The organism is Litorisediminicola beolgyonensis (genome assembly GCF_042679605.1).
Taxonomy (GTDB): Bacteria; Pseudomonadota; Alphaproteobacteria; order Rhodobacterales; family Rhodobacteraceae; genus Litorisediminicola; species Litorisediminicola beolgyonensis.
In genome coordinates this window covers 21,024-45,134 of the sequence record NZ_JBHTMU010000034.1, presented here as the reverse complement: position 1 = coordinate 45,134, position 24,111 = coordinate 21,024, and the positions used below count along the sequence as shown (strand labels likewise).

27 protein-coding genes are annotated in these 24,111 nt (G+C 66.4%); 12 read left to right on the top strand and 15 right to left on the bottom strand.

Going from position 1 to position 24,111, the window contains the following annotated elements; genetic code table 11:
- The first annotated feature begins 220 nt into the window (after window positions 1-220).
- Window positions 221-817: a gamma-glutamyl kinase gene (locus ACFQ4E_RS16135; protein ID WP_386805362.1), complete on the top strand. Its 597-nt coding sequence runs from the start codon at window positions 221-223 to the stop codon at window positions 815-817.
- Between the two features lie 3 nt (window positions 818-820).
- On the opposite strand, the gene ACFQ4E_RS16130 is transcribed toward ACFQ4E_RS16135, so the two are convergent.
- Both ACFQ4E_RS16130 and ACFQ4E_RS16125 read right to left on the bottom strand, forming a co-directional pair.
- Window positions 821-3,313, bottom strand: a complete 2,493-nt coding sequence (locus ACFQ4E_RS16130; protein WP_386805360.1) for a hybrid sensor histidine kinase/response regulator — start codon at window positions 3,311-3,313, stop codon at window positions 821-823.
- A gap of 109 nt (window positions 3,314-3,422) precedes the next feature.
- Window positions 3,423-3,950 (bottom strand): molybdopterin-dependent oxidoreductase, encoded by a 528-nt coding sequence (locus ACFQ4E_RS16125; protein ID WP_386805358.1) that lies wholly within the window; start codon window positions 3,948-3,950, stop codon window positions 3,423-3,425.
- 230 nt (window positions 3,951-4,180) lie between these two features.
- Here ACFQ4E_RS16125 and ACFQ4E_RS16120 point away from each other — a divergent pair, with 230 nt between their 5' ends.
- The 4 genes from ACFQ4E_RS16120 (at window position 4,181) to ACFQ4E_RS16105 (ending at window position 6,770) form a co-directional block, all read left to right on the top strand.
- A complete protein-coding gene (locus ACFQ4E_RS16120) occupies window positions 4,181-4,795 on the top strand; it encodes a response regulator (protein ID WP_386805357.1) in 615 nt (204 codons plus the stop codon).
- 77 nt (window positions 4,796-4,872) lie between these two features.
- Window positions 4,873-5,598: a Crp/Fnr family transcriptional regulator gene (locus tag ACFQ4E_RS16115; RefSeq protein ID WP_386805355.1), complete on the top strand. Its 726-nt coding sequence runs from the start codon at window positions 4,873-4,875 to the stop codon at window positions 5,596-5,598.
- Window positions 5,595-6,215 carry a 5,6-dimethylbenzimidazole synthase gene (gene bluB / locus ACFQ4E_RS16110; RefSeq protein WP_386805352.1) on the top strand — a complete coding sequence of 207 codons (621 nt, stop codon included), beginning with the start codon at window positions 5,595-5,597 and terminating at the stop codon, window positions 6,213-6,215. Before ACFQ4E_RS16115 ends, bluB begins: the two co-directional genes overlap by 4 nt.
- A 153-nt stretch (window positions 6,216-6,368) precedes the next feature.
- The gene (locus tag ACFQ4E_RS16105) at window positions 6,369-6,770 is read left to right on the top strand and encodes a c-type cytochrome (protein ID WP_386805350.1); all 402 of its coding nucleotides are present in this window, start codon (window positions 6,369-6,371) and stop codon (window positions 6,768-6,770) included.
- Between the two features lie 89 nt (window positions 6,771-6,859).
- Here the strand turns inward: ACFQ4E_RS16105 and gap (ACFQ4E_RS16100) are convergent, their stop codons facing one another.
- The 6 genes from gap (ACFQ4E_RS16100) to gap (ACFQ4E_RS16075) form a co-directional block, all read right to left on the bottom strand.
- The gene (gene gap / locus ACFQ4E_RS16100; RefSeq protein ID WP_386805348.1) at window positions 6,860-7,861 is read right to left on the bottom strand and encodes a type I glyceraldehyde-3-phosphate dehydrogenase; all 1,002 of its coding nucleotides are present in this window, start codon (window positions 7,859-7,861) and stop codon (window positions 6,860-6,862) included.
- Between the two features lie 105 nt (window positions 7,862-7,966).
- Window positions 7,967-8,110, bottom strand: a complete 144-nt coding sequence (locus tag ACFQ4E_RS16095; protein WP_386805346.1) for a hypothetical protein — start codon at window positions 8,108-8,110, stop codon at window positions 7,967-7,969.
- 68 nt (window positions 8,111-8,178) lie between these two features.
- Entirely contained in the window at window positions 8,179-8,745 is a 567-nt protein-coding gene (locus ACFQ4E_RS16090; protein ID WP_386805344.1) for a helix-turn-helix transcriptional regulator, read from the bottom strand.
- Window positions 8,742-9,281, bottom strand: coding sequence for a cytochrome b/b6 domain-containing protein (locus ACFQ4E_RS16085; RefSeq protein WP_386805342.1), 540 nt, complete (start codon window positions 9,279-9,281; stop codon window positions 8,742-8,744). The genes ACFQ4E_RS16090 and ACFQ4E_RS16085 overlap by 4 nt, the downstream gene beginning before the upstream one ends.
- 73 nt (window positions 9,282-9,354) lie before the next feature.
- Window positions 9,355-9,606 (bottom strand): PepSY domain-containing protein, encoded by a 252-nt coding sequence (locus ACFQ4E_RS16080; RefSeq protein ID WP_386805340.1) that lies wholly within the window; start codon window positions 9,604-9,606, stop codon window positions 9,355-9,357.
- Window positions 9,607-9,828: 222 nt separating this feature from the next.
- Window positions 9,829-10,833, bottom strand: coding sequence for a type I glyceraldehyde-3-phosphate dehydrogenase (gap, locus tag ACFQ4E_RS16075; protein WP_386805338.1), 1,005 nt, complete (start codon window positions 10,831-10,833; stop codon window positions 9,829-9,831).
- 225 nt (window positions 10,834-11,058) lie between these two features.
- Between gap (ACFQ4E_RS16075) and ACFQ4E_RS16070 the strand changes: the two genes are divergently transcribed.
- Window positions 11,059-12,036 (top strand): DUF808 domain-containing protein, encoded by a 978-nt coding sequence (locus ACFQ4E_RS16070; RefSeq protein WP_386805336.1) that lies wholly within the window; start codon window positions 11,059-11,061, stop codon window positions 12,034-12,036.
- A gap of 187 nt (window positions 12,037-12,223) precedes the next feature.
- On the opposite strand, the gene ACFQ4E_RS16065 is transcribed toward ACFQ4E_RS16070, so the two are convergent.
- Both ACFQ4E_RS16065 and ACFQ4E_RS16060 read right to left on the bottom strand, forming a co-directional pair.
- The gene (locus ACFQ4E_RS16065) at window positions 12,224-12,619 is read right to left on the bottom strand and encodes a cell division protein ZapA (protein WP_386805334.1); all 396 of its coding nucleotides are present in this window, start codon (window positions 12,617-12,619) and stop codon (window positions 12,224-12,226) included.
- A complete protein-coding gene (locus tag ACFQ4E_RS16060) occupies window positions 12,619-13,089 on the bottom strand; it encodes a hypothetical protein (protein WP_386805333.1) in 471 nt (156 codons plus the stop codon). The genes ACFQ4E_RS16065 and ACFQ4E_RS16060 overlap by 1 nt, the downstream gene beginning before the upstream one ends.
- 206 nt (window positions 13,090-13,295) lie before the next feature.
- On the opposite strand from ACFQ4E_RS16060, the gene tkt reads away from it, so the two are divergent.
- Window positions 13,296-15,320, top strand: coding sequence for a transketolase (gene tkt / locus ACFQ4E_RS16055; protein WP_386805331.1), 2,025 nt, complete (start codon window positions 13,296-13,298; stop codon window positions 15,318-15,320).
- 64 nt (window positions 15,321-15,384) lie between these two features.
- Here tkt and ACFQ4E_RS16050 read toward each other — a convergent pair whose 3' ends face one another.
- The gene (locus tag ACFQ4E_RS16050) at window positions 15,385-15,840 is read right to left on the bottom strand and encodes a c-type cytochrome (protein ID WP_386805329.1); all 456 of its coding nucleotides are present in this window, start codon (window positions 15,838-15,840) and stop codon (window positions 15,385-15,387) included.
- A 275-nt stretch (window positions 15,841-16,115) separates the two neighbouring features.
- Here ACFQ4E_RS16050 and ACFQ4E_RS16045 point away from each other — a divergent pair, with 275 nt between their 5' ends.
- Both ACFQ4E_RS16045 and ACFQ4E_RS16040 read left to right on the top strand, forming a co-directional pair.
- A complete protein-coding gene (locus ACFQ4E_RS16045; RefSeq protein WP_386805326.1) occupies window positions 16,116-17,036 on the top strand; it encodes a ketopantoate reductase family protein in 921 nt (306 codons plus the stop codon).
- An 81-nt stretch (window positions 17,037-17,117) separates the two neighbouring features.
- Window positions 17,118-18,308 carry a PQQ-dependent sugar dehydrogenase gene (locus ACFQ4E_RS16040; protein ID WP_386805324.1) on the top strand — a complete coding sequence of 397 codons (1,191 nt, stop codon included), beginning with the start codon at window positions 17,118-17,120 and terminating at the stop codon, window positions 18,306-18,308.
- Window positions 18,309-18,487: 179 nt separating this feature from the next.
- On the opposite strand, the gene ACFQ4E_RS16035 is transcribed toward ACFQ4E_RS16040, so the two are convergent.
- The 4 genes from ACFQ4E_RS16035 to xth form a co-directional block, all read right to left on the bottom strand.
- Complete coding sequence (locus ACFQ4E_RS16035) at window positions 18,488-19,411, bottom strand: hypothetical protein (RefSeq protein WP_386805323.1); 924 nt, start codon at window positions 19,409-19,411, stop codon at window positions 18,488-18,490.
- 227 nt (window positions 19,412-19,638) lie between these two features.
- Window positions 19,639-20,001 (bottom strand): Grx4 family monothiol glutaredoxin, encoded by a 363-nt coding sequence (gene grxD / locus ACFQ4E_RS16030; RefSeq protein WP_386805321.1) that lies wholly within the window; start codon window positions 19,999-20,001, stop codon window positions 19,639-19,641.
- Window positions 20,002-20,057: 56 nt separating this feature from the next.
- The gene (locus ACFQ4E_RS16025; RefSeq protein WP_386805320.1) at window positions 20,058-20,300 is read right to left on the bottom strand and encodes a BolA/IbaG family iron-sulfur metabolism protein; all 243 of its coding nucleotides are present in this window, start codon (window positions 20,298-20,300) and stop codon (window positions 20,058-20,060) included.
- Window positions 20,301-20,377: 77 nt separating this feature from the next.
- Window positions 20,378-21,187 (bottom strand): exodeoxyribonuclease III, encoded by an 810-nt coding sequence (gene xth / locus ACFQ4E_RS16020; RefSeq protein ID WP_386805318.1) that lies wholly within the window; start codon window positions 21,185-21,187, stop codon window positions 20,378-20,380.
- Between the two features lie 361 nt (window positions 21,188-21,548).
- On the opposite strand from xth, the gene ACFQ4E_RS16015 reads away from it, so the two are divergent.
- From ACFQ4E_RS16015 to ACFQ4E_RS16005, 3 genes are all read left to right on the top strand, one after another.
- Entirely contained in the window at window positions 21,549-22,034 is a 486-nt protein-coding gene (locus tag ACFQ4E_RS16015) for a hypothetical protein (protein ID WP_386805316.1), read from the top strand.
- Between the two features lie 73 nt (window positions 22,035-22,107).
- Window positions 22,108-23,211, top strand: a complete 1,104-nt coding sequence (locus tag ACFQ4E_RS16010) for a DUF6902 family protein (RefSeq protein ID WP_386805314.1) — start codon at window positions 22,108-22,110, stop codon at window positions 23,209-23,211.
- Window positions 23,208-24,080, top strand: a complete 873-nt coding sequence (locus ACFQ4E_RS16005) for a DMT family transporter (protein WP_386805312.1) — start codon at window positions 23,208-23,210, stop codon at window positions 24,078-24,080. The genes ACFQ4E_RS16010 and ACFQ4E_RS16005 overlap by 4 nt, the downstream gene beginning before the upstream one ends.
- The last annotated feature ends 31 nt before the right edge of the window (window positions 24,081-24,111 follow it).

Below are 24,111 nucleotides of genomic sequence, written 5' to 3'. Positions count from 1 at the left end.
ACCGGGCCAGCGCGTCAGCGCGTCACCGGGGGCGTGGTCCGACCGGGCCAGCGCGTCAGCGCGGCACCGGGGGCGCGGCCCGACCGGGACAGCGCGATAGCGCGTCACCGGGGAATTTGAGTCCCCGCTGCATCAGCGCAGGACGGAGCGCAGGGCGCACCCTAGGCGCCGCGGGGCGCCCGCGCTAGGCAGGGGCGGCGCAGAACAAGGGAGCGGCCCCATGCTGGTCTTCTGGAAAGAGCGGCTCGTCTTTCTCGCGGTCCCCAAGACCGGCACCTCGGCCTATGCGCGCGCGCTCGGGCCCCACGCCTCGATGGTCGTCAACGATCCGCCCGAGCTGAAACACGCGCCGGTCTACCGCTACAACCGCTTCTTCCGCCCGATGTTCGAAAAGGCGGGCGCCGAGGACATGGAGGTCATGGCGGTGATCCGCGAGCCGATCTCCTGGCTCGGCTCCTGGTATCGCTACCGCCAGCGCCCGTTCCTCGAGGGCAAGCCGACCTCCACCGCCGGGATCAGCTTCGACGCCTTCGTCGCGGCCTATCTGCAGGGCGAGAAGCCCGCCTTCGCCAATATCGGCGCGCAGTCGAAATTCGTGGAGCCGCGCCCGAACGGAACCGAGGTCACCCATTTCTTCCGCTACGAAGAGCAGGGCCGGATCATCGGGTTTCTCGAAGAGCGCCTCGGCCTGACACTCGATCTCCCGCGCGAGAATGTCTCGCCCCGCCGCGACATCGCGCTCGATCCCGGGCTCGAGGCGAAGCTCCGGCGCAAATGCTCCGACGAGTTCGATCTCTGGGAGCGGATCGGCGGCTGAGCCTCACTCCGCCGCGGTGCGCTCCGGGCGCCATTCCGACAGCGCCTTGTCGGTGCGGCGCCAGTTGAGCGCCAGACGTTCGCGCAATTCGCGCTGGATGCGCCGTCCCGCCTTGGCATCGGTCTCGATCCGCGCGAGATCGGCGCGGAGCGCTTCGGCCCCAAAGGCCGCGGCGCTGCCCGAGAGCTGGTGCGCGGTGGTCGCGACCTCCTCGGGCGGGGTCTCGGGATCGTTCAGCACCGCGATGGCGCGGGTCGTCTCGTTGCGGAACCGGGCGATGAGCGCGTCGTAGATCTCGGCGGGCAGCGAGTTGCGCATCGACATCAGGTGTTCGGGATCGAAAAGCGCCCGACGGGGCGGCTGGCCGGGTCCCTTCCGCTCTTGTGCGACGCGGCCGAGGATGCGGTGCAGAAGACCGCGATCCACCGGCTTGCCGATGCAATGCTGCATGCCCGCGCTGCGGAAGCGGGCGACCTCGTCGGGCAGGGCGTGGGCGGTGACGGCGATGATGGGCGCATCGCTCGAGGGGCCGCTTCCCGCGCGGATCCGGCGCGCGGCCTCCTGGCCGTCCATCACCGGCATGGAGATGTCCATGAGGATCGCGTCGAAGCGCTCGGCCTCGGCGGCCGCGACGCCCGCCGCGCCGTCACCGGCCTCGGTGACGCGGTGCCCGTCGGCTTCGAGCATCCGCCGGGCGACGAAGCGGTTGATCTCGTTATCCTCGACAAGGAGCACCGAGAGCGGACGCGGGGCGACGGGCGCCTCGGCGCTCTGCGGCGCGTCGGCACTGACCATGTCCCCGTCGACGCGGGCGAGCGGCAGACGCAGCCAGAAGAGCGATCCGTCGCCCGGCTCGCTTTCGGCACCGATATCGCCATCCATCAGGAGGGTGTAGCGGCGCGCAATGCCAAGGCCGAGGCCGGTGCCGCCCGCAGCGCGCGCGTAAGAGCTGTCGATGCGTTCGAAATCCTCGAAGATCCGGTCGAGATCGGCGGCCTCGATGCCGATCCCGGTGTCGATGACGCGGAACTCGAGCTGCCCGTCCTTGCCCTGGAGCCGCTCGACCTCGACCTGCACGCTGCCGTCGCGAGTGAACTTCACCGCGTTCGAGACGAGGTTCAGAAGCACCTGCCGCAGGAGCCGCGCATCCGCCATGACATGGTCCTCGGGCGGTCCGATCCAGGTCCAGCCCATGACGTTGCCATTGGCAAGCGCCAGGGGCTGCGCGGTCTCGATGACGCTGGCCATCAGCGCGTCGATCGAGACCGGCTCGGGCAGGGTGTCGAGCTTGCCCGCTTCGAATTTCGACAGGTCGAGCACGTCGTCGACCAGCGCCACGAGCATCTCGCCCGAGCGTTCGGTCCGGTCGAGGAGATCGTCCTGCGGTTCCGACAGACCGGTGTCGCGCATGAGCTGCAGCGTGCCCAGAAGACCGTTGAGCGGCGTGCGCATCTCGTGGCTCATCACCGCGAGGAACCGCGCCTTGGCACGCTCGCCCGCCAGCGCGCGGTCGCGCGCCTCGGTCAGCGCGTCCTCGGCCGCCTTCTGGCGCGAGATGTCGCGGATATAGGCGACGTAGATCGGATCGAAGAGATCGTGCCCGGCGCTGTCGATGGCGATCTCGACCGGGAAGCGGCGGCCGTCATCGGCGCAGACCTCGGTCTCGAAGCGCCGCGCGGCGGGATCGGGGCGGACACCGTCGTCGATGAAGGCCAGGGGCCTCCGGTCGTCGCGCTGGCAGAGGAACTCGTTGAGCTTGCGCTCGATGGGCGTGCCGTAGGGCAGGCCGAAGAGCCGCAGCGCGGCGGGGTTCAGCTCGACGATGGTGCCGGAGCTGTCGCAGACCACGATCCCGTCGAGCGCGGTGTCGGCGATGGCCTTGGTGCGCTCGGCGGTGCTGCGGATCTCGGAGGTCTGTTGCTTGAGACGCCTGTTGAGATGCATCAGGCCCGCCGCCAGCACCAGGAGTGCTGCAAACATCAGCGCGAGGATCACCGCCAGCTTGACCAGGGTGCGCAGGATCTCGGCGCGCTGGGAGACCGCGCTTTCGGCATTCGAGGCGACGCTGATCACCGTCAGGTCGCGCACCGCGTCGTTGATCTCCGAGCTTGCGCGGTACAGCCCGGGCAGGGCTGCCTGAAGCGCGGCGTCCGGGCCGTCGATCAGGAGCACGGTCTCGGCAAGGTGGTCGCGCACCATCTGCAGATCGGCGGCGTAGTTCGGATCCTGCCGAAGCTCGAAAAACGTGTCGCCATAGGCCAGCGTGTCGATGCGGCTGTAGAAGACGTCGAAGCGCCGCCTGAGCAGATCGAGCGGGACGCGGCCGGCCTCGGCATCGGCGATGGCGCCGCGATAGCGAAGATATTCGACCTCCGACTGCGACATGGTCCATTCCATGTTGTCGGTGCGCGAATTGCCGAACTCGTCGATGGCGCGCACGACATAGACCCCGAGGAACGCCATGACCGCGACGCTGATCGCGAACGCGACCAGCATCGCCCAGGTCACCGACCTGCGCGTGGGTTTCGTCGTGGGGTCGGACAGGGTCCGTCGCAGTGCGCCACCTCCCTTGAAGACAGGCGCCCGGCGCGCCTCTCTTACAGGGTTACTCCTTGATCTCGATCCGGTCCAGTTGCCAGATCGAGCGGGAGAAATGCACCTCGGTGTTCAGTTCGGGCGCATCGTCGAACGGGTAGATGACCCAAAGCGGCCCCTTGTCGCGCACGCTCATCTCGGCGCCGTTGCGCTCGTAGGCGATCAGCGCGACGTCGTTCTCCCAATCCTCGGCGGGGATGTCGATGGCGTAGTCGTTGATCGCGGCAGCGCGGAGCGAGGGCCGGTCTGTGACCTCGATCCGCTCCAGAAGATCGGCGAGCGGCACGCCGGTGAACTCCTGAACCCCCTCGGTCCAGATCGTCGCCGTGCGGATGGTGCGCACGGGCAGGGCTTCCAGCATCGCGCGGTCGAAGAGCGCGGCATCTCCCTCGGGGTTGTTGGTGAGCCCGATGGCGCCGGTGATGGTGAGAAGAACGTCGCCCTCGGGCGCGGGAAGCGGGTCGGCTGCAATCGCCGGCGAAACCAGAAGCGTCGCGCTCGCGAAAACAGCGAAAATGAAACGGCTTACACGGTGCATTTCTGAAAAGTTCCAATTAATTGCGGCGTCCGCACATTAATGGATCGGCGGGTCGGGCAAAGTGCAATTTGGCTTTAATAAACTAGCCTTAAGTATAGGTGACCCGGCGTCACAACGTCCATCATGGGGATAAGTGTTGATTGCTCACGGCTGCTGCGGCACAGTATTTGCCACCGCGGCAGGATGCGTGCCGCGGCAAGCGCGCAAGCGCGCGGCGGGACAAAACTGTTATGCGTATTCTTATTGCCGACGACCACGATCTATTGAGAGATACGCTGGTGTCGTTTCTCGAAGCCGAAGGCGGGATCGAAACCGAGACCGCGGCGGATTTCTCTCAGGCGCTGTCACGGGTGAAGCAGGAGCCGGATTTCGATCTGGTGCTTCTGGATTTCTCGATGCCCGGGATGAACGGCCTGTCGGGCCTCGAACGCATGCGCTCCGTCCCGGGCGATCACCGCGTTGCGGTGATCTCGGGCACCGCCACGCGCAGCGTCGCCGAAGAGGTCCTGGCCTCGGGCGCGGCGGGGTTCCTGCCCAAGACGCTGTCGGCAAAGAGCCTCGTGAACGCGGTGCATTTCATGGCCCGCGGCGAGCAATACGCGCCGATCGACTTTCTCAGGGGCGGCGACGATCCCTCGTCGCATCCCTTGCGCGAGAAACTGTCCCAGCGTGAATACGAGGTGCTGCGGGGGCTGTCGGAAGGCAAGTCGAACAAGGAGATCGCGCGCGATCTCGACATCCGCGAGCCGACGGTGAAGCTGCATGTCAAAACGCTCTACCGCAAGATCGGTGTCCAGAACCGCACGCAGGCGGCGCTGATCGCCCGCGAAGAAGGCGTGTTCTGAAGGGCTTGCCCCGTTCGGACCTAAGCTGACTCTCCTGGAAATATTCGCTTGGCTCCGGGCTGGGGCCGGATTATCTCTTGCCTGCCTTCGGGGCGGATGCGGCCGGTGATGGAGACCTCAGCCTGTTTGAACTGGCCGGATATATCGGCGTTGCGCTCTATCTCGGGGCCTATGCGGCGCTTCAGCTCGGCGTTCTGCGCGGGTCGGGGCTGACTTACACGCTGGCCAATCTCGCCGCCGCGTGTCTCGTTCTCGTCAGCCTCATCGAAAGCTTCAACCGCGCCTCGGCGATGATCCAGCTTGCCTGGGTCGCGATCAGCCTTGCCGGTCTCGCGCGGATGGCGCTGGCGCGGATGCGGCTGCGCTTCAGCGCCGAGGAGCGCGCCTTCCTGGCGATGCAGTTTCCGGACATGACGCCCAACATGGCGCGGCGGTTTCTCGATGCGGGCAACTGGATCGAGCTCGGCACCGGGACGCTTCTGACGCGTGAGGGCGAGCCGGTCACCAACCTCTTCTGCGTGGTCGACGGGCGGATTGTCATCACCAGCGGCGGTCAGGAGATCGGCGAGGTGACGGATGGTTTTGTCGGCGAAATCAACGTTATGTCGGGCGGTCCTGCGACAGCGACGGCGGTCGTTGCCAGGACGGCGCGGCTTTTCGTGATCTCGGGCGATGTGCTGCGGCAGGAGCTGAAGCGCGATCCCGACCTGCGGCTCGTCGTCGAACACAGGCTCACCCGCGACACCGGCGAGAAGCTGGCCGCCGCCAACCGGTCGCTGCGAAAGCTGCGGTCGGGCCAGTGACCGACCTGGCCGAGGCGTTCGAGCGGCTCGTCCGCATCCGCCGCGACGTGCGCCGGTTCCGCCCTGATCCTCTGCCCGAGGGCTGCCTCGATAGGCTCCTCGCGATCGCCCATCACGCGCCCTCGGTTGGGCTGTCGCAGCCCTGGCGCTTTGTCCGGGTCGGTGATCCGGAGCGGCGCCGGGCGCTTGCGGAGCATGTCGATGCCTGCAACGCGGAGGCGGCTCAGGCCTATTCGGGCGAGCGGCGTGCGCGCTACGAGCGGCTGCAGCTGCACGGGCTGCATGACGCGCCGGTGGTCCTCGGGGTCTATTGCGACGAGACGACCCCGCAGGGGCGCGGGCTCGGCGCGGCCAGCATGCCGGAAATGCGGCGCTATTCCTGCGTGACCGCGGTCCACACGCTCTGGCTCGCGGCGCGGGCCAAGGGGATCGGTCTCGGCTGGGTGTCGATCCTGACGCCGGACGTGGTCGATCGCCTGCTCGACGTGCCCGCTGGCTGGCACGGGTTGGGCCTTCTGTGTCTCGGCTATCCGCAGGAGGCTTTTGACCGGCCGGAGCTGGAGCTTCGCGGCTGGGAGCGGCGGTCGGACTGGCGGAGCACGCTGATCGAGCGCTGAGCCGGACTGCTGCCCCGGGACGTCCACCGGGCCGGGAAGATTGATCCAGATCATTGTGCGCAAAGGCCTTGTGCCCCGGAATGGAGCCTGTGCCGACAGGGGCACGGGGGCAGCGGCCTCGTCTGCTGCCTTGGCAACAGGGAGGATTAAGACATGCGGACAAGCGCGCATCTACTCGCTCTCTCGATCATCGCGCTGGCGGGCACGACCGCCACTGCCGACGAGATGGGACAGACCGATTTCATGGAAGGCTGCGCCGGGTGCCACGGCGAAAGCGGCAAGGGGCAGGGGCCGTTGGCCGAGCTTCTGAACGTCGCGATCCCCGATCTGACGCAGCTCTCCGCCGGGAATGACGGGGTCTTTCCGATGCTGAAGGTCATCCACACGATCGACGGGCGGACGAGCCTCAAGGCGCATGGCGGGCCGATGCCGATCTGGGGCACGGTGTTCAAATCCCACGCGGCCTCGGCCAGCGGCGTCTATGGCGGACCGGAAGCGGTGACGCGCGGGCGCATCCTGTCGATCGCCTATTACCTCGAGTCGATCCAGGAGTGAGCCTTCGCTGAGCGAGGTCCGGGACGCGAAACGGCCGGGCGCATGAGGCCCGGCCGTTCCGTGGTCCAGATCGCCTGAAAGGCGTCAGATCAGAGGAGCTTGCCCATCGCCACGGCGGTGTCGGCCATGCGGCAGGAGAAGCCCCACTCGTTGTCGTACCAGCTGAGGACGCGGACGAAATTGCCGTCCATCACCTTGGTCTGGTCGGTCGCGAAGATCGACGAATGCGGGTCGTGGTTGAAGTCGGAGCTGACGAGCTTCTTCTCGGTCACGCCGAGGATGCCCTTGAGCGGGCCACCGGCGGCGGCGCGGATCGCGTCGTTGATCTCGTCCACCGAACAGTCGCGGTCGGCCTCGAAGGTGAAGTCCACCACGGACACGTTGGGCGTCGGCACGCGGATCGCGACGCCGTCGAGCTTGCCGTTCAACTCGGGCAGCACGAGGCCCACGGCCTTGGCCGCGCCGGTCGAGGTCGGGATCATCGAGAGCGCCGCGGCGCGTGCGCGGTAGAGATCCTTGTGCATCGTGTCGAGCGTCGGCTGGTCGCCGGTGTAGCTGTGGATCGTGGTCATGAAGCCGCGCTTGATGCCGATTGCGTCGTTCAGAACCTTGGCAACCGGCGACAGGCAGTTGGTGGTGCAGGACGCGTTCGAGACGACCTTGTCATCGGCGGTGAGGCTCTGGTGGTTCACGCCGTAGACGATGGTCTTGTGCGCGTCCGAGCAAGGGGCGGACACGAGGACCGCGCTCGATCCGTTCTCGAGATGCAGGGCGGCCCTCTCGCGGCTGGTGAAGATGCCGGTGCATTCCAGCGCCACATCGACGCCCTCCCAGGGCAGGTCCTTGGGGTCGCGGATGGCGGTCACGTTGATCGGGCCGCGGCCCACGTCAATGGTATCGCCGTCGGTCTTGACCTCGACCGGGAAGCGGCCGTGCACGCTGTCATATTGCAGAAGGTGCGCATTGGTCTCGACCGGGCCGAGATCGTTGATCGCCACCACCTCGATATCGGTGCGGCCCGATTCAACGATGGCGCGCAGAACGTTGCGCCCGATGCGGCCGAAGCCGTTGATCGCGACTTTGGTGGTCATGTCGATATCTCCTCCGGGTTAGGTCCGGTCTGCAGGGTTCTGTTACCGCTAACAAGCAAATCGCGGTCCTCACGTCAAGGTGACACGGGACGCGCAGAGGTCAAGCTAGCGCCAGAAGGCGGTCCATTCGAGCAGGGCGAAGAACTTCTTGCCGAGGAAGACGTAGTGTTCGGTGCCGAAGAGCAACCCGTCGACGACGATGGCCAGGATCAGGGCGGACCCGATGAACAGGGCCAGTTTGTTGGTCATGGGAAGCCTGCGGCAGGGGTAGACGACACGATGCCCTTGGCGTCGCATGTCCGGGCGGCGCTGTCATGTCACAAACGGGCCGATCCTGCGGCGATCTCGGTGCCTGTGTCCTCGGCGACAGGGGCTCCTGCGTCGCGCGGCAGGAGCGGAGCGTCCATCAGGTCGTCGATCAGGAGCGACAGGAGCGCGCCGCGCCCGCTGACCCCGGCCTTGCGGTAGATCGCGTTCAGATGCGACTTCACCGTGCCCTCGGCCGAGGACCTGAGCCGGGCGATCTCGGCGATGTCGCAGCCCTTGATCAGGAACTGTGCCACTTCGCGCTCGGACGGGGTCAGGCCCCAGAGCGCGAACTGCTCGGCGATGACGTCCTGAAAGGCGCTGGCCGCGACCGAGACCTGCCGCTCCAGATGCGCCGCGCGGCGACGATAGGCGAGGAGGAGGCGGTATTCGAAGACCAGCGTCAGGCAGAGGACCAGCGTCGCCAGAAGCTCGAAGGCGGAATGGCCGTCGAGGCTGACGCCGCCCGCAAGCCGCATGTCCTCGACCACGTCGGCGAGGTAGAAGACCGCGCAGGCGACCTGCGCGGCGATCAGGGCAAGAAGCAGCCCCGGGCGGGTGGGGAAGGCGGGCCTCATGGCGCGAGGCTAGCACTCTCCGGCACGCGTTTGACACCTGTGATCATCGCCCGCGGCAGGTTGACGCCGGTCCGGCGGCTTTCCCAGATCACCGCGGCGACATGGACGATCACCGAGATCTCGGCCCAGGTGACGAGCGCCTCGTGGGCCTCTTCGACCCAGTCGATGCCGAACCATGTGGGCGTGGTCATCATCCAGCCCGTGAGCGCGATAAGCGCGACGCTGCCCAGAAGGTTGAGGATCATCAGCGCGCCGAGCGGCGTATGGCCGAGATGCACCCGCGCGCGGCCCGCGGCGATGTCGTCGAGCTGGCCGAGCGCCGCTCCGGGGTGCGGCAGGAAGCTCGCGAAGCGGGCGAAGCGCGGGCCGACCAGACCCCAGACCAGCCGCAGCGCCAGGAGCGCCGCGATCGCGTATCCGAGCCACTCGTGCAGGGCGCTTTCGGGATCGGTGACGAGCGCATTGGCGGCGAAGCCCGCGACCAGCGCCCAGTGAAAAAGACGGATGAACGGGTCCCAGACGCGATATTCGGTCATGGCGGGCCTCCTTGGGGTCATGGAAAAGGGGCGCGCGCGGCACGCTTGGGGGATGAGCCGCGCGCGGGCGGTGTCACTCCTCCTTGGTTTTCACGATCTCGAGCTGGTCATCGAGGTAGAGCTCGAACATGCCGCCATCTTTCAGGGCGTAGACCTCGATCATGCCGTCCTCGATCTCGATCTTGCGGACCTCGTAGCCTTCGTCGGTGAGCTTTTCGCGGATCGCGCTGTCCTGCTCGGGCGAGACGGTGCCTTCGGAGGCCATCGCGCCTGTGGCGGCAATGGCGGCAAGGAGAGTGGCGGCGGTGAGGGAACGAAGCGTCATGGTCTGTCCTTTCGGGCGAGGCGCCGGGGCGGATTGCCCGGGCTGTGTGAGGACAGAGATGCCGGTGCCCGCGGTCCCCGGCTATCGACCGGAAGGCGCAGGCGGCATGGTCTGCAACCCCGGTTCAGGCGGCGATTTCGCGCTTCGTGAAACGGCCCAAGCACAGAAAAACGCCCCGCCGGACCGGCGAGGCGTCAAATCGAGCAAGTAAGGAGCGGCGCGTCAGTGCAGCAGCCGGCCCATCGTCCCGGCCACATCGGCCATCCGCGCCGAGAAGCCCCATTCGTTGTCGTACCAGGCCAGGACCCGGACAAGGCGGCGACCGACGACCTTGGTCTGGTCGGGTGCAAAGATCGAGCTCTGGGTGGTGTGGTTGAAATCGACCGATACCTTGGGCTCGGGGTCGTAGGCCAGTACCATGCCCATCCGGCCCGAGGCGGCCTCGCGCACCACCTCGTTGACGTCCTGGACGGTGACGTCGCGGCCCGCCTCGAAGGTCAGATCGACCGCCGAGACATTCGGCGTCGGCACCCGGATGGCCGAGCCGTCGAGCTTGCCGCGCAGGTTCGGAAGCACCTCGCCCAGCGCCTTGGCCGCACCGGTCGAGGTCGGGATCATCGCCATCGCGGCGGCGCGGGCGCGGTAGAGGTCGCTGTGGCGACGGTCGAGCGTCGGCTGGTCGCCGGTATAGGAGTGGATCGTGGTCATCACGCCGCCCTCGATCCCGATCGCCTCGTCCAGCACCTTGGCCAGAGGCGCAAGGCAATTGGTGGTGCAGGACCCGTTCGAGATCATCCGCTCTTCGGGGCGCAGGTCGCGGTGGTTGACGCCGTAGACCACGGTGCGCTCGACATTCTTCGCGGGCGCCGAGATCAGCACCTTGCGGGCGCCGCGGCGGAGATGCACGTCCGCCTTCTGGCCGTCGTTGAACTGCCCGGTGCACTCGAGCACGACGTCGCAGCCCTCCCAGTCGAGTTCCTCGGGGTCATAGGTCGAGAAGACCTGCATCGGCCCGCGGCCCAGATCCATCGTGTCGCCCTTGACGGTTACGGTGCCGGGGAAACGGCCATGCACGCTGTCGTAGCGCAGAAGATGGGCCGAGGTCTCGATCGGTCCGGTGGCGTTGATCTTGACCACCTGGACGTCGTTGCGCGCGCTTTCGGCGATATGGGCGAGGGTGGAGCGTCCGATCCGTCCGAAGCCGTTGATCCCAACCGTGACAGTCATGTCCACTCCCTTCCGTTCAGCACAAACCTGCCCGGGCCTTAGGCCGGGGGTGGCGTGGGCGCAACGCAAAAAGGCATTCCGGGACAATATGTTAGCGTTAAATCTCCTGTTAGCGCATGACATTGTGCACAATGGTGTACCGCGGCCCGCGCTCTGGCCGCGCCGGGGGGGACGCGCTATGTGCACATTCGCCGGGGCGGTCCCGGCGCCAGGAACGGGTGAGACATGTCCGGATTGATTGCGCTTCTCGACGACGTGGCCGGTATCGCGAAAGTGGCCGCGGCGTCGGTCGACGACATTGCCGGGCAGGCGGTCAAGGCGGGCTCCAAGGCCGCGGGCGCGGTGATCGACGACGCGGCGGTGACGCCGAAATACGTGCAGGGCTTCCCGCCCGCGCGCGAGCTGCCGATCATCTGGAAGATCGCGCGCGGCTCGCTGATCAACAAGCTGGTCTTCCTGTTGCCGGTGGGGCTGTTGCTCTCGGCCTTCGCGCCCTGGGCGATCCCGCCGCTCCTGATGCTGGGCGGGGCATACCTGTGCTTCGAGGGCGCCGAGAAGATCTACCACGCGCTCTTCCACAAGGGCGAGGCCGGGCACGATCCGAAGACCGAGAAGGTCAGCGACCTGCATCTCGAAGAGAAAAAGGTGCAGGGCGCGATCAAGACCGATTTCATCCTCTCTGCCGAGATCATGACCATCGCGCTCTCGGCGATCCCCGAGAGCACCTTCTGGATGGAAGCCGGCACCCTGGCGATGGTGGGCGTGCTAATCACCATCGCGGTCTACGGAGCCGTGGCGATCCTGGTGAAGCTCGACGATATCGGCCTCTGGCTGGCGCAGATCGGACGGCTGGGGGCGACGCGCGCCTTCGGCCGCTTCATCGTCAAGCTGATGCCCTGGCTGATGAAGGTGCTGACCGTCGTGGGCACCGCTGCGATGATCTGGGTCGGCGGTTCGATCATCGTGCACGGCCTGGCCCAGCTCGGCTGGCACGCGCCCGAGGAGATCATCCACCACGCGGCGGTCGCCGTGGGCGCCTCGGTCGGCGAGGGTCTGCGCGGCGCGGCGGAATGGGTGACGACGGCGGCACTCGACGGAGTTCTGGGACTGGCGCTGGGCTTCGTGCTGATCCCCATCGGCACCAAGATCGTCGGCCCGCTCTGGGCATCGGTGTTCGGCGGCAAGAAGGGCGCGGCCCACTGATCCGCGCCAGCCCGGATGCGCGCCGCGCGCCCGCTTCCCCCGGGACGGCGGTCTCCAACCGCGCGCCCCGGTCCGGCGCGGCGCGCAACCGCTCTTGAGGCTTCTTCTTTTCGACAAATACCGCCGGGGGTGAATTGGCCGAAGGCCAAGAGGGGGCAGCGCCCCCTTGCGACCTCCCGACCCGCACTCAGCCCGCCGATTTCTCCTCGACGGAATCCGCGACCGACTCCGCCCGGGCGGCCAGTTCGGCTAGGCTGTCGACAAGACCCGGCGGGAGCACCGCGACCTCGACCGTCTCGGGCGGGGGGGCCGGGCGGGCTTCGAGCTTTTCGACCGTGTCGCGGGCCTGTTCGATCTGGTCCTCGGCGATCTTCAGCTTGTCCTCGAGCCCGGCGGTGCGGTCGGCGAGCATCAGCCCGGCCATCAGGAGCATCCGGTTCTCGGGGATGCGGCCGATCTGGTCGACCAGCGCCGAGGCTTCCTGGTCGAGCATCGCCGCGGCGGATTCGAGATATTCCTCCTCGCCCGCCTGGCAGGCGACGGTGAAGGAGCGGCCGCCGATCTGCACGGTCACTTCGGGCATCAGGCGTTCTCCTCTGCATCCCGTGAGGCGGCCTCGGCCACCAGCGGTTCCAGCGCGGCGACGAGCGCGCGGTGTTCGGCCTCGTCGGCGGCGCGCGCGGCGCGGATGCTTTCCAGCTCGGCCAGCATCGCCTTGTTGATCAGATGCGGCTCGCCGACATTCTCTTCGAGCGCGCGGCGCATCTCGTCATTGGTGGCGCGCAGCATCTCGTTCGAGCGGCGCAGCCGTTGCAGGTCCTCGTCGAGCTTGGCGACACTGGCGCGGGCCTCCGCGAGCGCGGCGTTCCGACCGGCTTCGGCGGCTTCGAGATCAGCGATCCGGGCCTCTGCCGCGGCGAGCGCCCCGGTGTCCTCTGGTGCGTCCTCATCCGCGTCTTCCACGCCGGAGGGCGCGCCGAGGCCGTCCACTCCGCGCGCGATCCGATCCAGCGCCGCGGTGATGCGCCGCTGCAGATCCTCGATATCCGACATGCCACTGCCCCTTTCACGACCTCCGCCGGGACGGTTCTGGCCGCTTCGGTCCGTCCTTCCGAATCGCGCGTGCCCCGTGCGGTACCCCAGTTTTACCAATCCCGATGCAAAAACGCCCGCCCATATCTGTCAAGCACTTCCGCGCCGAGCTTGATCTTCCGCGCGGCTTCGGTAAGGAGCTAGGCATCGCAGGTTCAGCCGGAGGAATGATCCCAGTGGATATCGACGCGCTCAAAGCCAATCACCCCGAACACTGGATGCGGGCAACCGCCATCCGCGCGCTGGCCCTTGATGCCGTGGCCAAGGCAAATTCCGGCCATACCGGCATGCCCATCGGCATGGCCGACGTGGCCACCGTGCTCTGGTCGAAGCACATGAAATTCGACGCCGCCGCGCCCGAATGGGCCGATCGCGACCGGTTCATCCTGTCGGCGGGGCACGGCTCGATGCTGCTCTACGCGCTCCTTTATCTCGTGGGCGACGCCGAGATCACCATCGACGAGGTCCGCAACTTCCGCCAGCTCGGCGCCAAGACCGCGGGACACCCGGAGAACTTCCTCGCCAAGGGGATCGAATGCACCACCGGCCCGCTCGGGCAGGGCATCTCGATGTCGGTGGGCTTCGCCATCGCCGAGGAAAGCCTGCGCGCCCGCTGGGGCAAGAAGGTCTTCGATCACCACACCTATGTCATCGCCGGGGACGGCTGCCTGATGGAGGGCGTGAGCCAGGAGGCCATCGCGCTTGCCGGGCGCCAGAAGCTCGGCCATCTCGTGGTGTTCTGGGACAACAACGGCATCACCATCGACGGCAAGGTGTCGATCTCGGACAACACCAACCAGCCCGAGCGCTTCGCCGCCTCCGGCTGGCACGTCCAGGAGATCGACGGCCACGACCCCGAGGCCATCGACGCCGCCATCGCAGCCGCCAAGGCCGATGACCGCCCCTCGATGATCGCCTGCAAGACGCATATCGCCCTCGGGCACGCGGCGCAGGACACCTCGAAGGGCCATGGTGCGCTGACCGACGCGCAGCAGGCCATCGACGCCAAGGGCGTCTGGGGCTGGACCGCTCCGGCCTTCGAGATCCCCGCCGAGATCAAGTCCTGGTGGGAAGAGGCCGGATCGCGCGGCGCCTCCGAGCGCAAGGAGTGGGAGGACCGCGTCGCGGCGCTCTCCGAGGCCAAGCAGAAGGAGCTGGCGCGGATGCTGGCGGGCGAGGCGCCCAAGAAGCTCTCCTCGACCGTCAAGGCGCTGAAAAAGCAGATCTCCGAGAGCCAGCCCAAGGTGGCCACGCGCAAGAGCTCGGAGATGGTGCTCGAGGTGATCAACCCGATCCTGCCCGAGACGATCGGCGGTTCGGCGGACCTCACCGGGTCGAACAACACGCTGACCAAGGACTTGGGCACGTTCGACTTCGACAGCCGCAAGGGCCGCTACGTCTATTACGGCATCCGCGAGCATGGCATGGCCGCGGCGATGAACGGCATGGCGCTCCATGGCGGCGTGCGACCCTATGGCGGCACCTTCATGTGCTTCACCGATTTCGCGCGTCCCGCGATGCGTCTGGCGGCGCTGCAGCACATCCCGACCGTGTTCGTCATGACCCATGACAGCATCGGCCTGGGCGAGGACGGCCCGACGCACCAGCCGGTCGAGCACCTGGCGATCAGCCGGGCGACGCCCAACACGCTGGTCTTCCGTCCCGCCGACACGGTCGAGACCGCCGAGGCCTGGGAGATCGCGTTCACGCAATCCGCGACGCCCTCGGTCCTGGCGCTGTCGCGCCAGAACCTTCCCACCGTCCGGACCGAGCACAAGACCAAGAACCTCAGTGCCCAGGGCGCCTATGTGCTGGCCGAGGCCGAGGGCAAGCGCCAGGCGATCATGATCGCCACCGGCTCCGAGGTCGCCATCGCTCTCGCCGCCCGAGAGGCGCTGCAGGCCGAGGGGATCGGCACCCGCGTCGTCTCCATGCCCTGCATGGAGCTCTTCGCCGATCAGGACGAGGCCTACCGCAAGCGCGTGCTGCCCGCGGGTCCGGTCCGTGTCGGTATCGAGGCCGCCTGCCGCCTTGGCTGGGACCGCTGGCTGACCGGCGAGCGCGGCCGCGCGAACAAGGCCGATTTCGTCGGCATGGACAGCTTCGGGGCCTCGGCCCCGGCGGAAGAGCTCTACGCGCATTTCGGCATCACCGCCGAAGCCGCGGTCGAGAAGGTCAAGGCGCTGCTCTGACCCCTCCGTTCAAGAACGTCAGGACGCCCCGGAGCCACCGCTCCGGGGCGTCTTGCGTTCCGGTCTACTCCTGGATCGCCTCCAGATAGGTCACGAGCGCGGCGACGCGGCCGAAGGCCAGCGCCTGCACGTCGACATCATGCGGCACGCCCTCGGCCAGAGACATGGCACTCTGGAAATAGCGGTTGCCCCAGACCGGCATGCCCCGGTCGCCATGCGGATTGATCATGTTGCGCCCGTCGATGACCTGCTGCACCGCGTCGCGCGGGAACTGGCCGCTGTAGCGCGCGGAGATCCGGGTCAGGTCGAGCGGTTTTTTCGCAAGCACCTCGGCGACGGGCCCGTCGCCCTTGCCACCCGCGCCGTGGCAGGCCGCGCAATGCGCGATGTACTCGGTCTTGCCAAGCGCCACCTGGCTGGCCTCGTCGAGCGCGCGGCCCGGGACCGCGGTGGCCAGAAGCAGAAGGCTCGCGGCGCAGAGCTGCAGGGCCGGGCGGGCGGTGGATATGGATGTGATCATGGCGTGTCCCCGTGATTGCTGATCGCGATACGCACTCGTGCCGATACACGCGGCAGCAGGGGGCAAAGACCGCCCCCGAAGGCGCAGTGGCGGGGCAGGGCCCTCTGTCCCTGACCGAACCCCGCTCCTCGCGCCGGGCCGCGGGGTCAGTCTCGCACTGGCCTGCCGCATGGCGCGTTGACGCAGATCAAGCCCGGATCGCGGGTTCGGGGTGGTCCGCAGCGGCGCCGGGCTGTGCTAGGCTGGCGTCGGAACAGGGAAAAAGGGGGCCCATCATGAGGATCGCGACAGTCGCCACCGGCGGGATCGGCGGATATCTGGCGGTGAAACTGGCACGGGCCGGGCACGAGGTCGCCTGCCTCGCACGCGGCGCGCATCTTGCGGCGATCCGCGAGCACGGGCTGCGCCTTGAGGCGCCGGAGGATGGCGGCACGGTGTGCCCGGCGCTGGCGACCGACAGACCCGCCGAGATCGGCGAGGTCGACGCGGTGATCCTCGGCGTCAAGGCCGGAGGGCTCGATGCCGCCGCCGAGGCCTGCCGCCCGCTTCTGAAGGCCGACACTCTGGTCGTGCCGTTCCTGAACGGTGTCGAGGCTTCGGACCGGCTCGCCGCGCTTCTGCCCGAGCGCAATGTCGGCAACGGCGCGGCCTATGTCTCGACGACGATCTCGGCGCCGGGGGTCATCACCCAGACCGGCCTTTTCTCGCGCTTCGTCTTCGGCGAGCGGGGGAACCAGCCGTCGGACCGGGTGGCAGGGCTTCGCGCAGCCTTCACCGAGGCTGGCCTAGACGCGCCCGAAAGCGCCGATATCGAGGCCGAGCTCTGGACAAAATTCGCGCTGTTCTCGGCGGTCTCCGGGGTCACCGCCGCGGGGCGCTGCACCATCGCCGACATCTTCGCACATGCCGATCTGGCCGAGCTGTTCGAGACCATCGTCACCGAGACCGACCGCCTGGCGCGGGCGCGCGACGTCGCGGTGCCCGACACTCTGGTCTCCGAGACGATGGAGCGCGCGCGTGGCCTGCCGCCGATGATGCGCGCCTCGACGGCCATCGATCTCGAACACGGCCGGGCGCTGGAGACGCCCTGGATCAACGGCGCGGTGGCGCGTCTGTCGGACGAGCTCGGTCTCGACGCGCCTGCGAACCGGGCGGTCGCGGCGCTCCTCGCGCCGCATGTGCATGGCCGCTGCTGAACCGGCGTCTCACGGAATTATGAGCCGCGCGCGGTCCTCGGGCGCTACCTCTCGGGGAGCCGTTGTCTACCGGAGACCCTTATGTTCCTGCGCCCCGCATTCGCCCTGTCCGTGCTCATCGCCCTTCCTGTCTGCGCCGCGCCATGGGAGCGCGGCGGGCGCAACACCGATCTTCAGCCCGTCTTCCCCGAACAATTCCGCGCCGAGATGGTCGACAGCGGCGTGGCCCTCCGCGTGGAGACCATCGCCGACGGGCTCGACCACCCCTGGGGCATCGCGGTTCTGCCTGAGGGCGGATACCTCGTCACTGAACGCTCGGGCGCGCTCCGCCGCGTGTCCGAGGGTGGCGAGGTCTCGGCGCCGCTCGCCGGTGTGCCCGAGGTCTTCAATCGTCGGCAGGGCGGGCTTCTCGACGTGACGCTCGCGCCGGATTTCGCCGAGAGCCGCCGGGTCTACCTGACCTATTCCAAGCCCATGGGCAGCGGTCGCTCGGTCACGGCGGCGGGCTATGGCGTCCTGACCGGGGATGGCACCGCGCTCGACGGCTTCACCGAGATTTTCGCGCAGACGCCGCCATCGCCCACACCGATGCATTACGGCAGCCGCATCCTCTTCGACGGGGCGGGGCATGTCTTCGTCACCACGGGCGAGCATTCCTCGCCGCAGGAGCGGGTCTTCGCGCAGGATCTCGACACAACCTACGGCAAGGTGATCCGCCTCACGCCCGAGGGCGACATCCCCGCCGACAATCCCTTCGTCGGCGACGAGACCGCCATCGCGTCGATCTGGTCCTACGGGCACCGCAACATGCAGGGCGCGACCCTGCATGAGGGCGCGCTCTGGACGATCGAACACGGGCCCGCGGGCGGGGACGAGCTGAACCGCCCGGAGCCCGGCAAGAACTACGGCTGGCCGGTGATCAGCTACGGTCAGAACTACAACGGCTCGCCCGTGGGCTCCGGCGAGGCGCAGGCCGAGGGCATGGAGCAGCCGGTCTATTTCTGGGACCCGGTGATCGCGCCCGGGGGCATGATAAGCTATTCGGGCGAGGCCTTTGGCGCGTGGCAGGGCGACCTCTTCATAGCTTCGCTGAACCCCGGCGGGATCGTGCGGCTGTCTCTGGAGGACGGGCGCGTGCAGGAGGAAGAACGGCTCGCCACCGATCTCGGTCGCGTGCGCGACGTGGCCCAAGCGCCCGACGGCGCGATCCTCGCGGTTACGGATGCGGATAATGGACGGCTTGTGCGGATAGTGCCTGCGCCGGGAGGGTGAATGGTTGGGTGACCGACATACCCAAAAAGGGCGCGCAACCCGTATTGGTCTAAATTGTCCGAAATACGGGATCTCTCAAGAGATGATTGAGTCGATTAATTGCCGAGCTGTTTTTGGGCTGTTACTCTGTTAAATTTTTCAAAAGCAGAGTGTGAAAAGTCGAGTGTTTGATTAATTTTTCAGAAAGTGCCGTGTGCAAAAATAGACTCGGCGATGCGTGTACTTTCAGGAATTTCGTAAGTCTCGGTTTTGTCATTCAACGCGCCCGGGCCCGACCGGTCTATCAATAACAGTCGGTATTCTTCTTCGTGTTTGAAAGTTGGTGACTTGACGAATGCTATTCCGAGCCAGGTTGCCAAAGCATCGCGGTCTCGTTTGTAAGAAAAATTCTCCTCTACTTTCCAGCGCTGATCTTTTTCTCCGTATTCCACGGTTCTTCCAAGTGGGGTAAGGTTGCTCAAACCGGGTGTTTGAGATAAATTCTCACTAATTGCCTTCCTTAGCGTTGCTAAATGATAGGTTACATACGCGCTGGGCCTTTTTTCTGGGTTGTCTTCAGCGTCACGTATTGCCTCTGCGCGTGGAGTGGCAAACTTTCCGACAGAAGCGCATGAGCAGAAGTCATTTACAATCGTCTCAATGACTATGTGGTTCTTGGTTCCGCTGAATGAGGTGTTCGAAATCTCGATGCCTTTTAGGCTCGCACTTTCAAAAAAACTTGAACGGCTGTTGAAGGTTTCCTGAATTCTACTCTCCTGATGGTCACCGAGGCGGCCGCCTATCGCTCCTTCTGCTGCACGATAGTTTACTAAAGTACCGAATCGAAAATAACCTTTCAGGGTAGCTTCCAGCCAGCGCTCCTCAATGTGGCGCGTGATGTATTCGGGCTGATCCGCTTCGATCATTTGAAGCGATTCGTCGTCAATTTTTGGCGCTTGATGGCGTTTTACCTGTACTATTCCAGTGCCGCAGTTTGAAAAGCTACAGCCTGAAATGATGTTGCCTTGGGAAGGGAGTGTGCGACTAATGTTGGGTGGCAGGCGGTTGAACTGCGTAGATACAAGCGCCGTAGTGCTTAGATGCTTATAGGGACCTTTTTTCAATGCTCTGCTCCTCGAGTATTTTATTCAAATTATGACCGGAACCTTTCGGCTCATCTATACCTCCAGCTGCCTGGTTGCGTATGAAAATCTGCCTACAGAACCAATTTTTTCCGACATTAAAAATCGTCCAGTTTCTATCGCAGTTGACCACTGTTCTTGGACCCCCTCTACAACAAAACGGCCCGCGCAGCGCGGGCCGTTCCTGTCTCTAACCCAAAATCGACGGATCAGCCGTTGGCTTCGCGGATCTTCTCGGCGGCGTCCTTGTCGTAGGAGACGCCGTTCTCCTCGAAGAGCTGGTCCAACTCGCCCGACAGGGTCATCTCGGTGATGATGTCGCAGCCGCCCACGAACTCTCCCTTCACGTAGAGCTGCGGGATGGTGGGCCAGTCGGAATAGTCCTTGATGCCCTGCCGGATGTCTTGGTCCTCGAGCACGTTCACATCGGCATACTCGACGCCCATGTAGTTCAGGACACCGGCCACGCGGCTGGAGAAGCCGCATTGCGGCATGGTCTTGGTGCCCTTCATGTAGAGCACCACGTCGTTCGATTTCACCGTCTCGTCGATACGGGTCTTGGCGTCGCTCATCTTCTGTCTCCTGTCGCGTGGTCGCGGGCGGGCCGCGCCGCTTGCGGGATTGTCTCTCAGTCCGGAGCCTTGGTGGTCAGCGCCAGCGCGTGCAATTCGCCCTGCGCGCCGTCCATCTTGCCCTTCAGCGCCGCATAGACCGCGCGCTGCTGCTGGACCCGGTTCTGGCCGCGGAAGCTTTCGTCGATCACCTCGGCGGCGTAGTGATTGCCGTCACCGGCGAGGTCGGTGATCGTGATCTTGGCGTCGGGGAACGCGGCGCGGATCAGCGTCTCGATTTCCTGGGCCTGCATTGCCATGGAGGGGCTCCGGTCGTTGCTCTCGGGCGCTAGATGTATGCCGCGCCCACGCGGCGCGCAAGGCGAAGGGCGGGCGATCAGGCGGCGAGTTCCACCCAGACCGGCACGTGATCCGAGGGCTTCTCGCGTGCGCGCACGTCGCGGTCGATGCCGCAATCGGTCATCAGGTCGGCGCAGGCGGGTGTCATCAGGACGTGGTCGATGCGGATGCCGTTGTTCCGTTCCCAGGAATTGGCCTGGTAGTCCCAGAACGAGTAGAGGCCCGGTTCGGGATGGCGGGTGCGGATCGCCTCGGTGAAGCCGAGATTGAGGATGCGGCGAAAGGCCTCGCGGCTCTCCAGGAGAAAGAGCGCGTCCTTGGTCCAGGCGTCGGGCCGGGCGGCGTCCTCGCGCTGGGGGATGATGTTGTAGTCGCCCGCCATCAGCGCCGGGGTCTCGGCCGCCATGAGCGCCTCGGCGCGGGCGTGCAGCCGGTCCATCCAGTCGAGCTTGTAGCCGTATTTGCCCTCGCGCTCGGGCGCGCCTTGGGCGTCGAAGCTGACCGGGTTGCCGTTCGGCAGGTAGAGCCCGCAGATGCGCACGGCCTCGGTGTCGCCCATGACCGTCGCCTCGATCCAGCGGGCCTGTTCGTCGCTGTCGTCGCCGGGCAGGCCGCGGGTCACGTCCTCGAGCGGGAGTTTCGACAGGAGCGCGACGCCGTTGAAGCTTTTCTGGCCATGGGTCTCGACATTGTAGCCGAGCGCCTCGATCTCTTCGGCGGGGAAGGCGGCGTCGACCGACTTGATCTCCTGCAGGCAGACCACGTCGGGATCGGCCTCTTTCAACCAATCGAGCAGCGCAGGAAGGCGTGCCTTGATTCCGTTGATGTTGTAGGTGGCGATCTTCATCGGCAGGTCTCCGGCGGTTGGGCGCGGTTATCGCGCCTAGCCGGAGGCGAGGCAAGGGTTCCGGACGCTGTCGCCGGGGACGAATCGGAATCAGCCGATCGCGGTCGGAGCGGGACATTTCCGTCCGCCGCGGCGGGCGCGTCGGGACATCGGGCGGGCGTGGATAACTTATCCACAGATTTTTTCCTTCTGTGGATGAATCCGAATAGATCGGCGATGCCGATTTTCTGCGGGGCGACATTAAAGTGGATTAAGTCTGTATAATCTATTAGCTTTATTCTATCGGTTGTTTTGATGTTCATATTTCTCCTGACGGCTGCAACGCTCATGAGGCAATCACGCACTGACGGAGAGTTTTACCATGACTGCAGTTCTGAAGCATCGCGACGTTTTCCAGGTGACCGATCTCGTGACCGGAGCGGATGCGTTTTCGGGTGAGGAAACCGGTCTGTTCACGACGAGCTGCGCGCCGTCGTCCACGGCCGACATGATGAGCGGAGAGCGGGTCGAGATTTTCACCACGAGCTGTGCCCCGGTGCTTGGCAGCGACGCGCTGGCGGGCGAGAAGGTCGAGATGTTCACCACGAGCTGCGCGCCGGTGATGGGCAGCGACGCGCTGGCAGGCGAGAAGGTCGAGATGTTCACCACGAGCTGCGCGCCGGTGATGGGCAGCGACGCGCTGGCGGGCGAGAAGGTCGAGATGTTCACCACGAGCTGTGCGCCTGTGATGGGCAGCGACGCACTGGCGGGCGAGAAGGTCGAGATGTTCACCACGAGCTGCGCGCCGGTGATGGGCAGCGACGCGCTCGACGGTGAGCGGGTCGAGGCGTTCACCACCAGCTGCTGATCGGCAGCCGCAGTGACAGGGGCAGGGGCCGGATGCGGCCCCGCCCGGACAAGATGACAGGAGCCCGATGGCCATGAGCAACGTCATTCCTCTGCCCGTCCCGCGCCGGATCACCGATCCCGGCGATCGTCTCGCTGCGATCTGCGCCTGTTTCGCCGAGGAGCGCCGCGCGGGCGAGGACGTGTTCTGGCTCAAGGAGACCGCCGAGCTTCTGAACGTGCTTGAGACCTCGGGCGCCTCTCTGCCGGACCATGCGCTCGCGGCCTTCCGGCCCTTCTACGACGGGCTCGAGGCGCGGCTCGAGTTCTTCCCGCAATATTACCGGTTCCTGCTCTCCATCGCGCTCGATCTCGAAGCGCTCGGGCTCGAGGGCGAGACCGCCGAGCATCTGGTCGCGCAGGCGGCACGGGCCGATCTGCCCGGGGCCGAGTTGTCGGACCTGCAGCGCATGGAAGCGCGGCGGCTGATGGCGCGGCGCGGCGTCGAGGCTCTTCCGGAGGATGCCGGGCTCGAGGCGCGGATGCGGCGCTTCATCGCCCGCTCGGACGTCTTCGCCCTTCCGAACAAGAAGGCGGCCTACGAGCTGACCCACGTGGTCTTCTATCTCAGCGAATACGGCCGCCGCGACCCCGCGCTCTGCGAGGGCGCGATCACCAGCCTGCGCCATGTCGGGCATCTGGCCTGGCTCGAGCGCAATGCCGACCTGATGGCCGAATGCTGCGCCGCCCTGCGCTTTGCGGGCGTGACACCGCCGATGCTCTGGACGCGCTGGCTTGCCGACGAGGTCATGAGCTTCCGGGTCGAGGCCGGGCCCTCCGCGACGCTCGCCGATGATTACCACGTCTTCCTGGTCTGCCACTGGCACCGGGCCATCGCCGAGGGGCGGCCCTGTTTCGACGGCGTGCCGGTCATGGAGGGGCGGATGGCGTTCCTGCGCGGACCGGTCTGGAGCGCGCCGCTCAAGGAGCTGTCGCGCTGCCTCTACGATCTAGGCGCGGCGCGCTCGGGGGACTGGCAGACGATGCGCCCCATCCTCGACGCCCGCCTGACCGACGGGGCCTCGGACACGCTCGCCGCCGCATCGGAGATCGACGGGTTCGAGCGGTTCTTCCACCTCTTCGCGCGCTCGGGTCCGCACGATACCGGCCTCGCGAGCCTTCTGGAGCGACGGGCATGAGATCCGCGGCGCTCACCGGAGCGGGGCTTGTCGCCCTCTATACGCTGATGATCTCGGTCGCGGACGGGGTCACCAAGCGGATCGCGGGCAGCTTCGAGGCGCCGCAGCTCTTCTTCATATCGGCGGCCATGGTGCTGCTCCTCAGCCTCGGCGTCAGCCGCTATCGCGGCCAGAGCGAGCGGCTGGCCACGAGTTGCCCCTGGGCGATGGCCGCGCGGGCGGGTCTGACGGTGCTGGCCTGCCTGTCGTTCTTCATGGCGTTCCGGCACCTGCTTTTCGCCGATGTCTTCCTCTTCGTCGGCCTCATCCCGGTGATCGCCGCGCTGATGAGCGGCCCCGTCCTCAACGAGCCGATCCGGCCCATGGCCTGGGCGGCGCTCGGCCTCGGGGCGCTGGGCATCCTCTGCATGATGCCGGAGGGACCGAAAGCGCTGCAGGTGGGCCATCTCTGGGCCTTCATGGGGGCGGTCTCGGGCACCGCGTCGATGGTGATTGCGCGCTATATCGGGAGGATCGAGAGCAACGCGCTGGCGCAGGTCTTCTGGCCGCAACTGGCGATCTTCGCCACGATGGGCCTCGCACTGCCCTTCGTCTGGAAGCCGATGAGCGGCGCGGATCTCGCCTGGATCGCGGTCTATGCACTGGGTCTTTTCGGCGCGCGCTGGGTGGTTGTCGTGGCGCTTCGGCTGCTGCCCGCCTATGTGGCGACGCCGCTGATGAACCTGCAATTCGTCTGGATGGTGCTGATCGGCTGGGCGGCCTACGGCGAATGGCCCGCGGCGACGACCTTCTGGGGCGTGGCCATGGTGATGGGCTCGGGCCTCTGGCTCGTGATCGACGAGATGAGCCTGCGCCGCGTTCCTGCCTGACCGGACAGATGCGCCCGATGATGCTATCCTG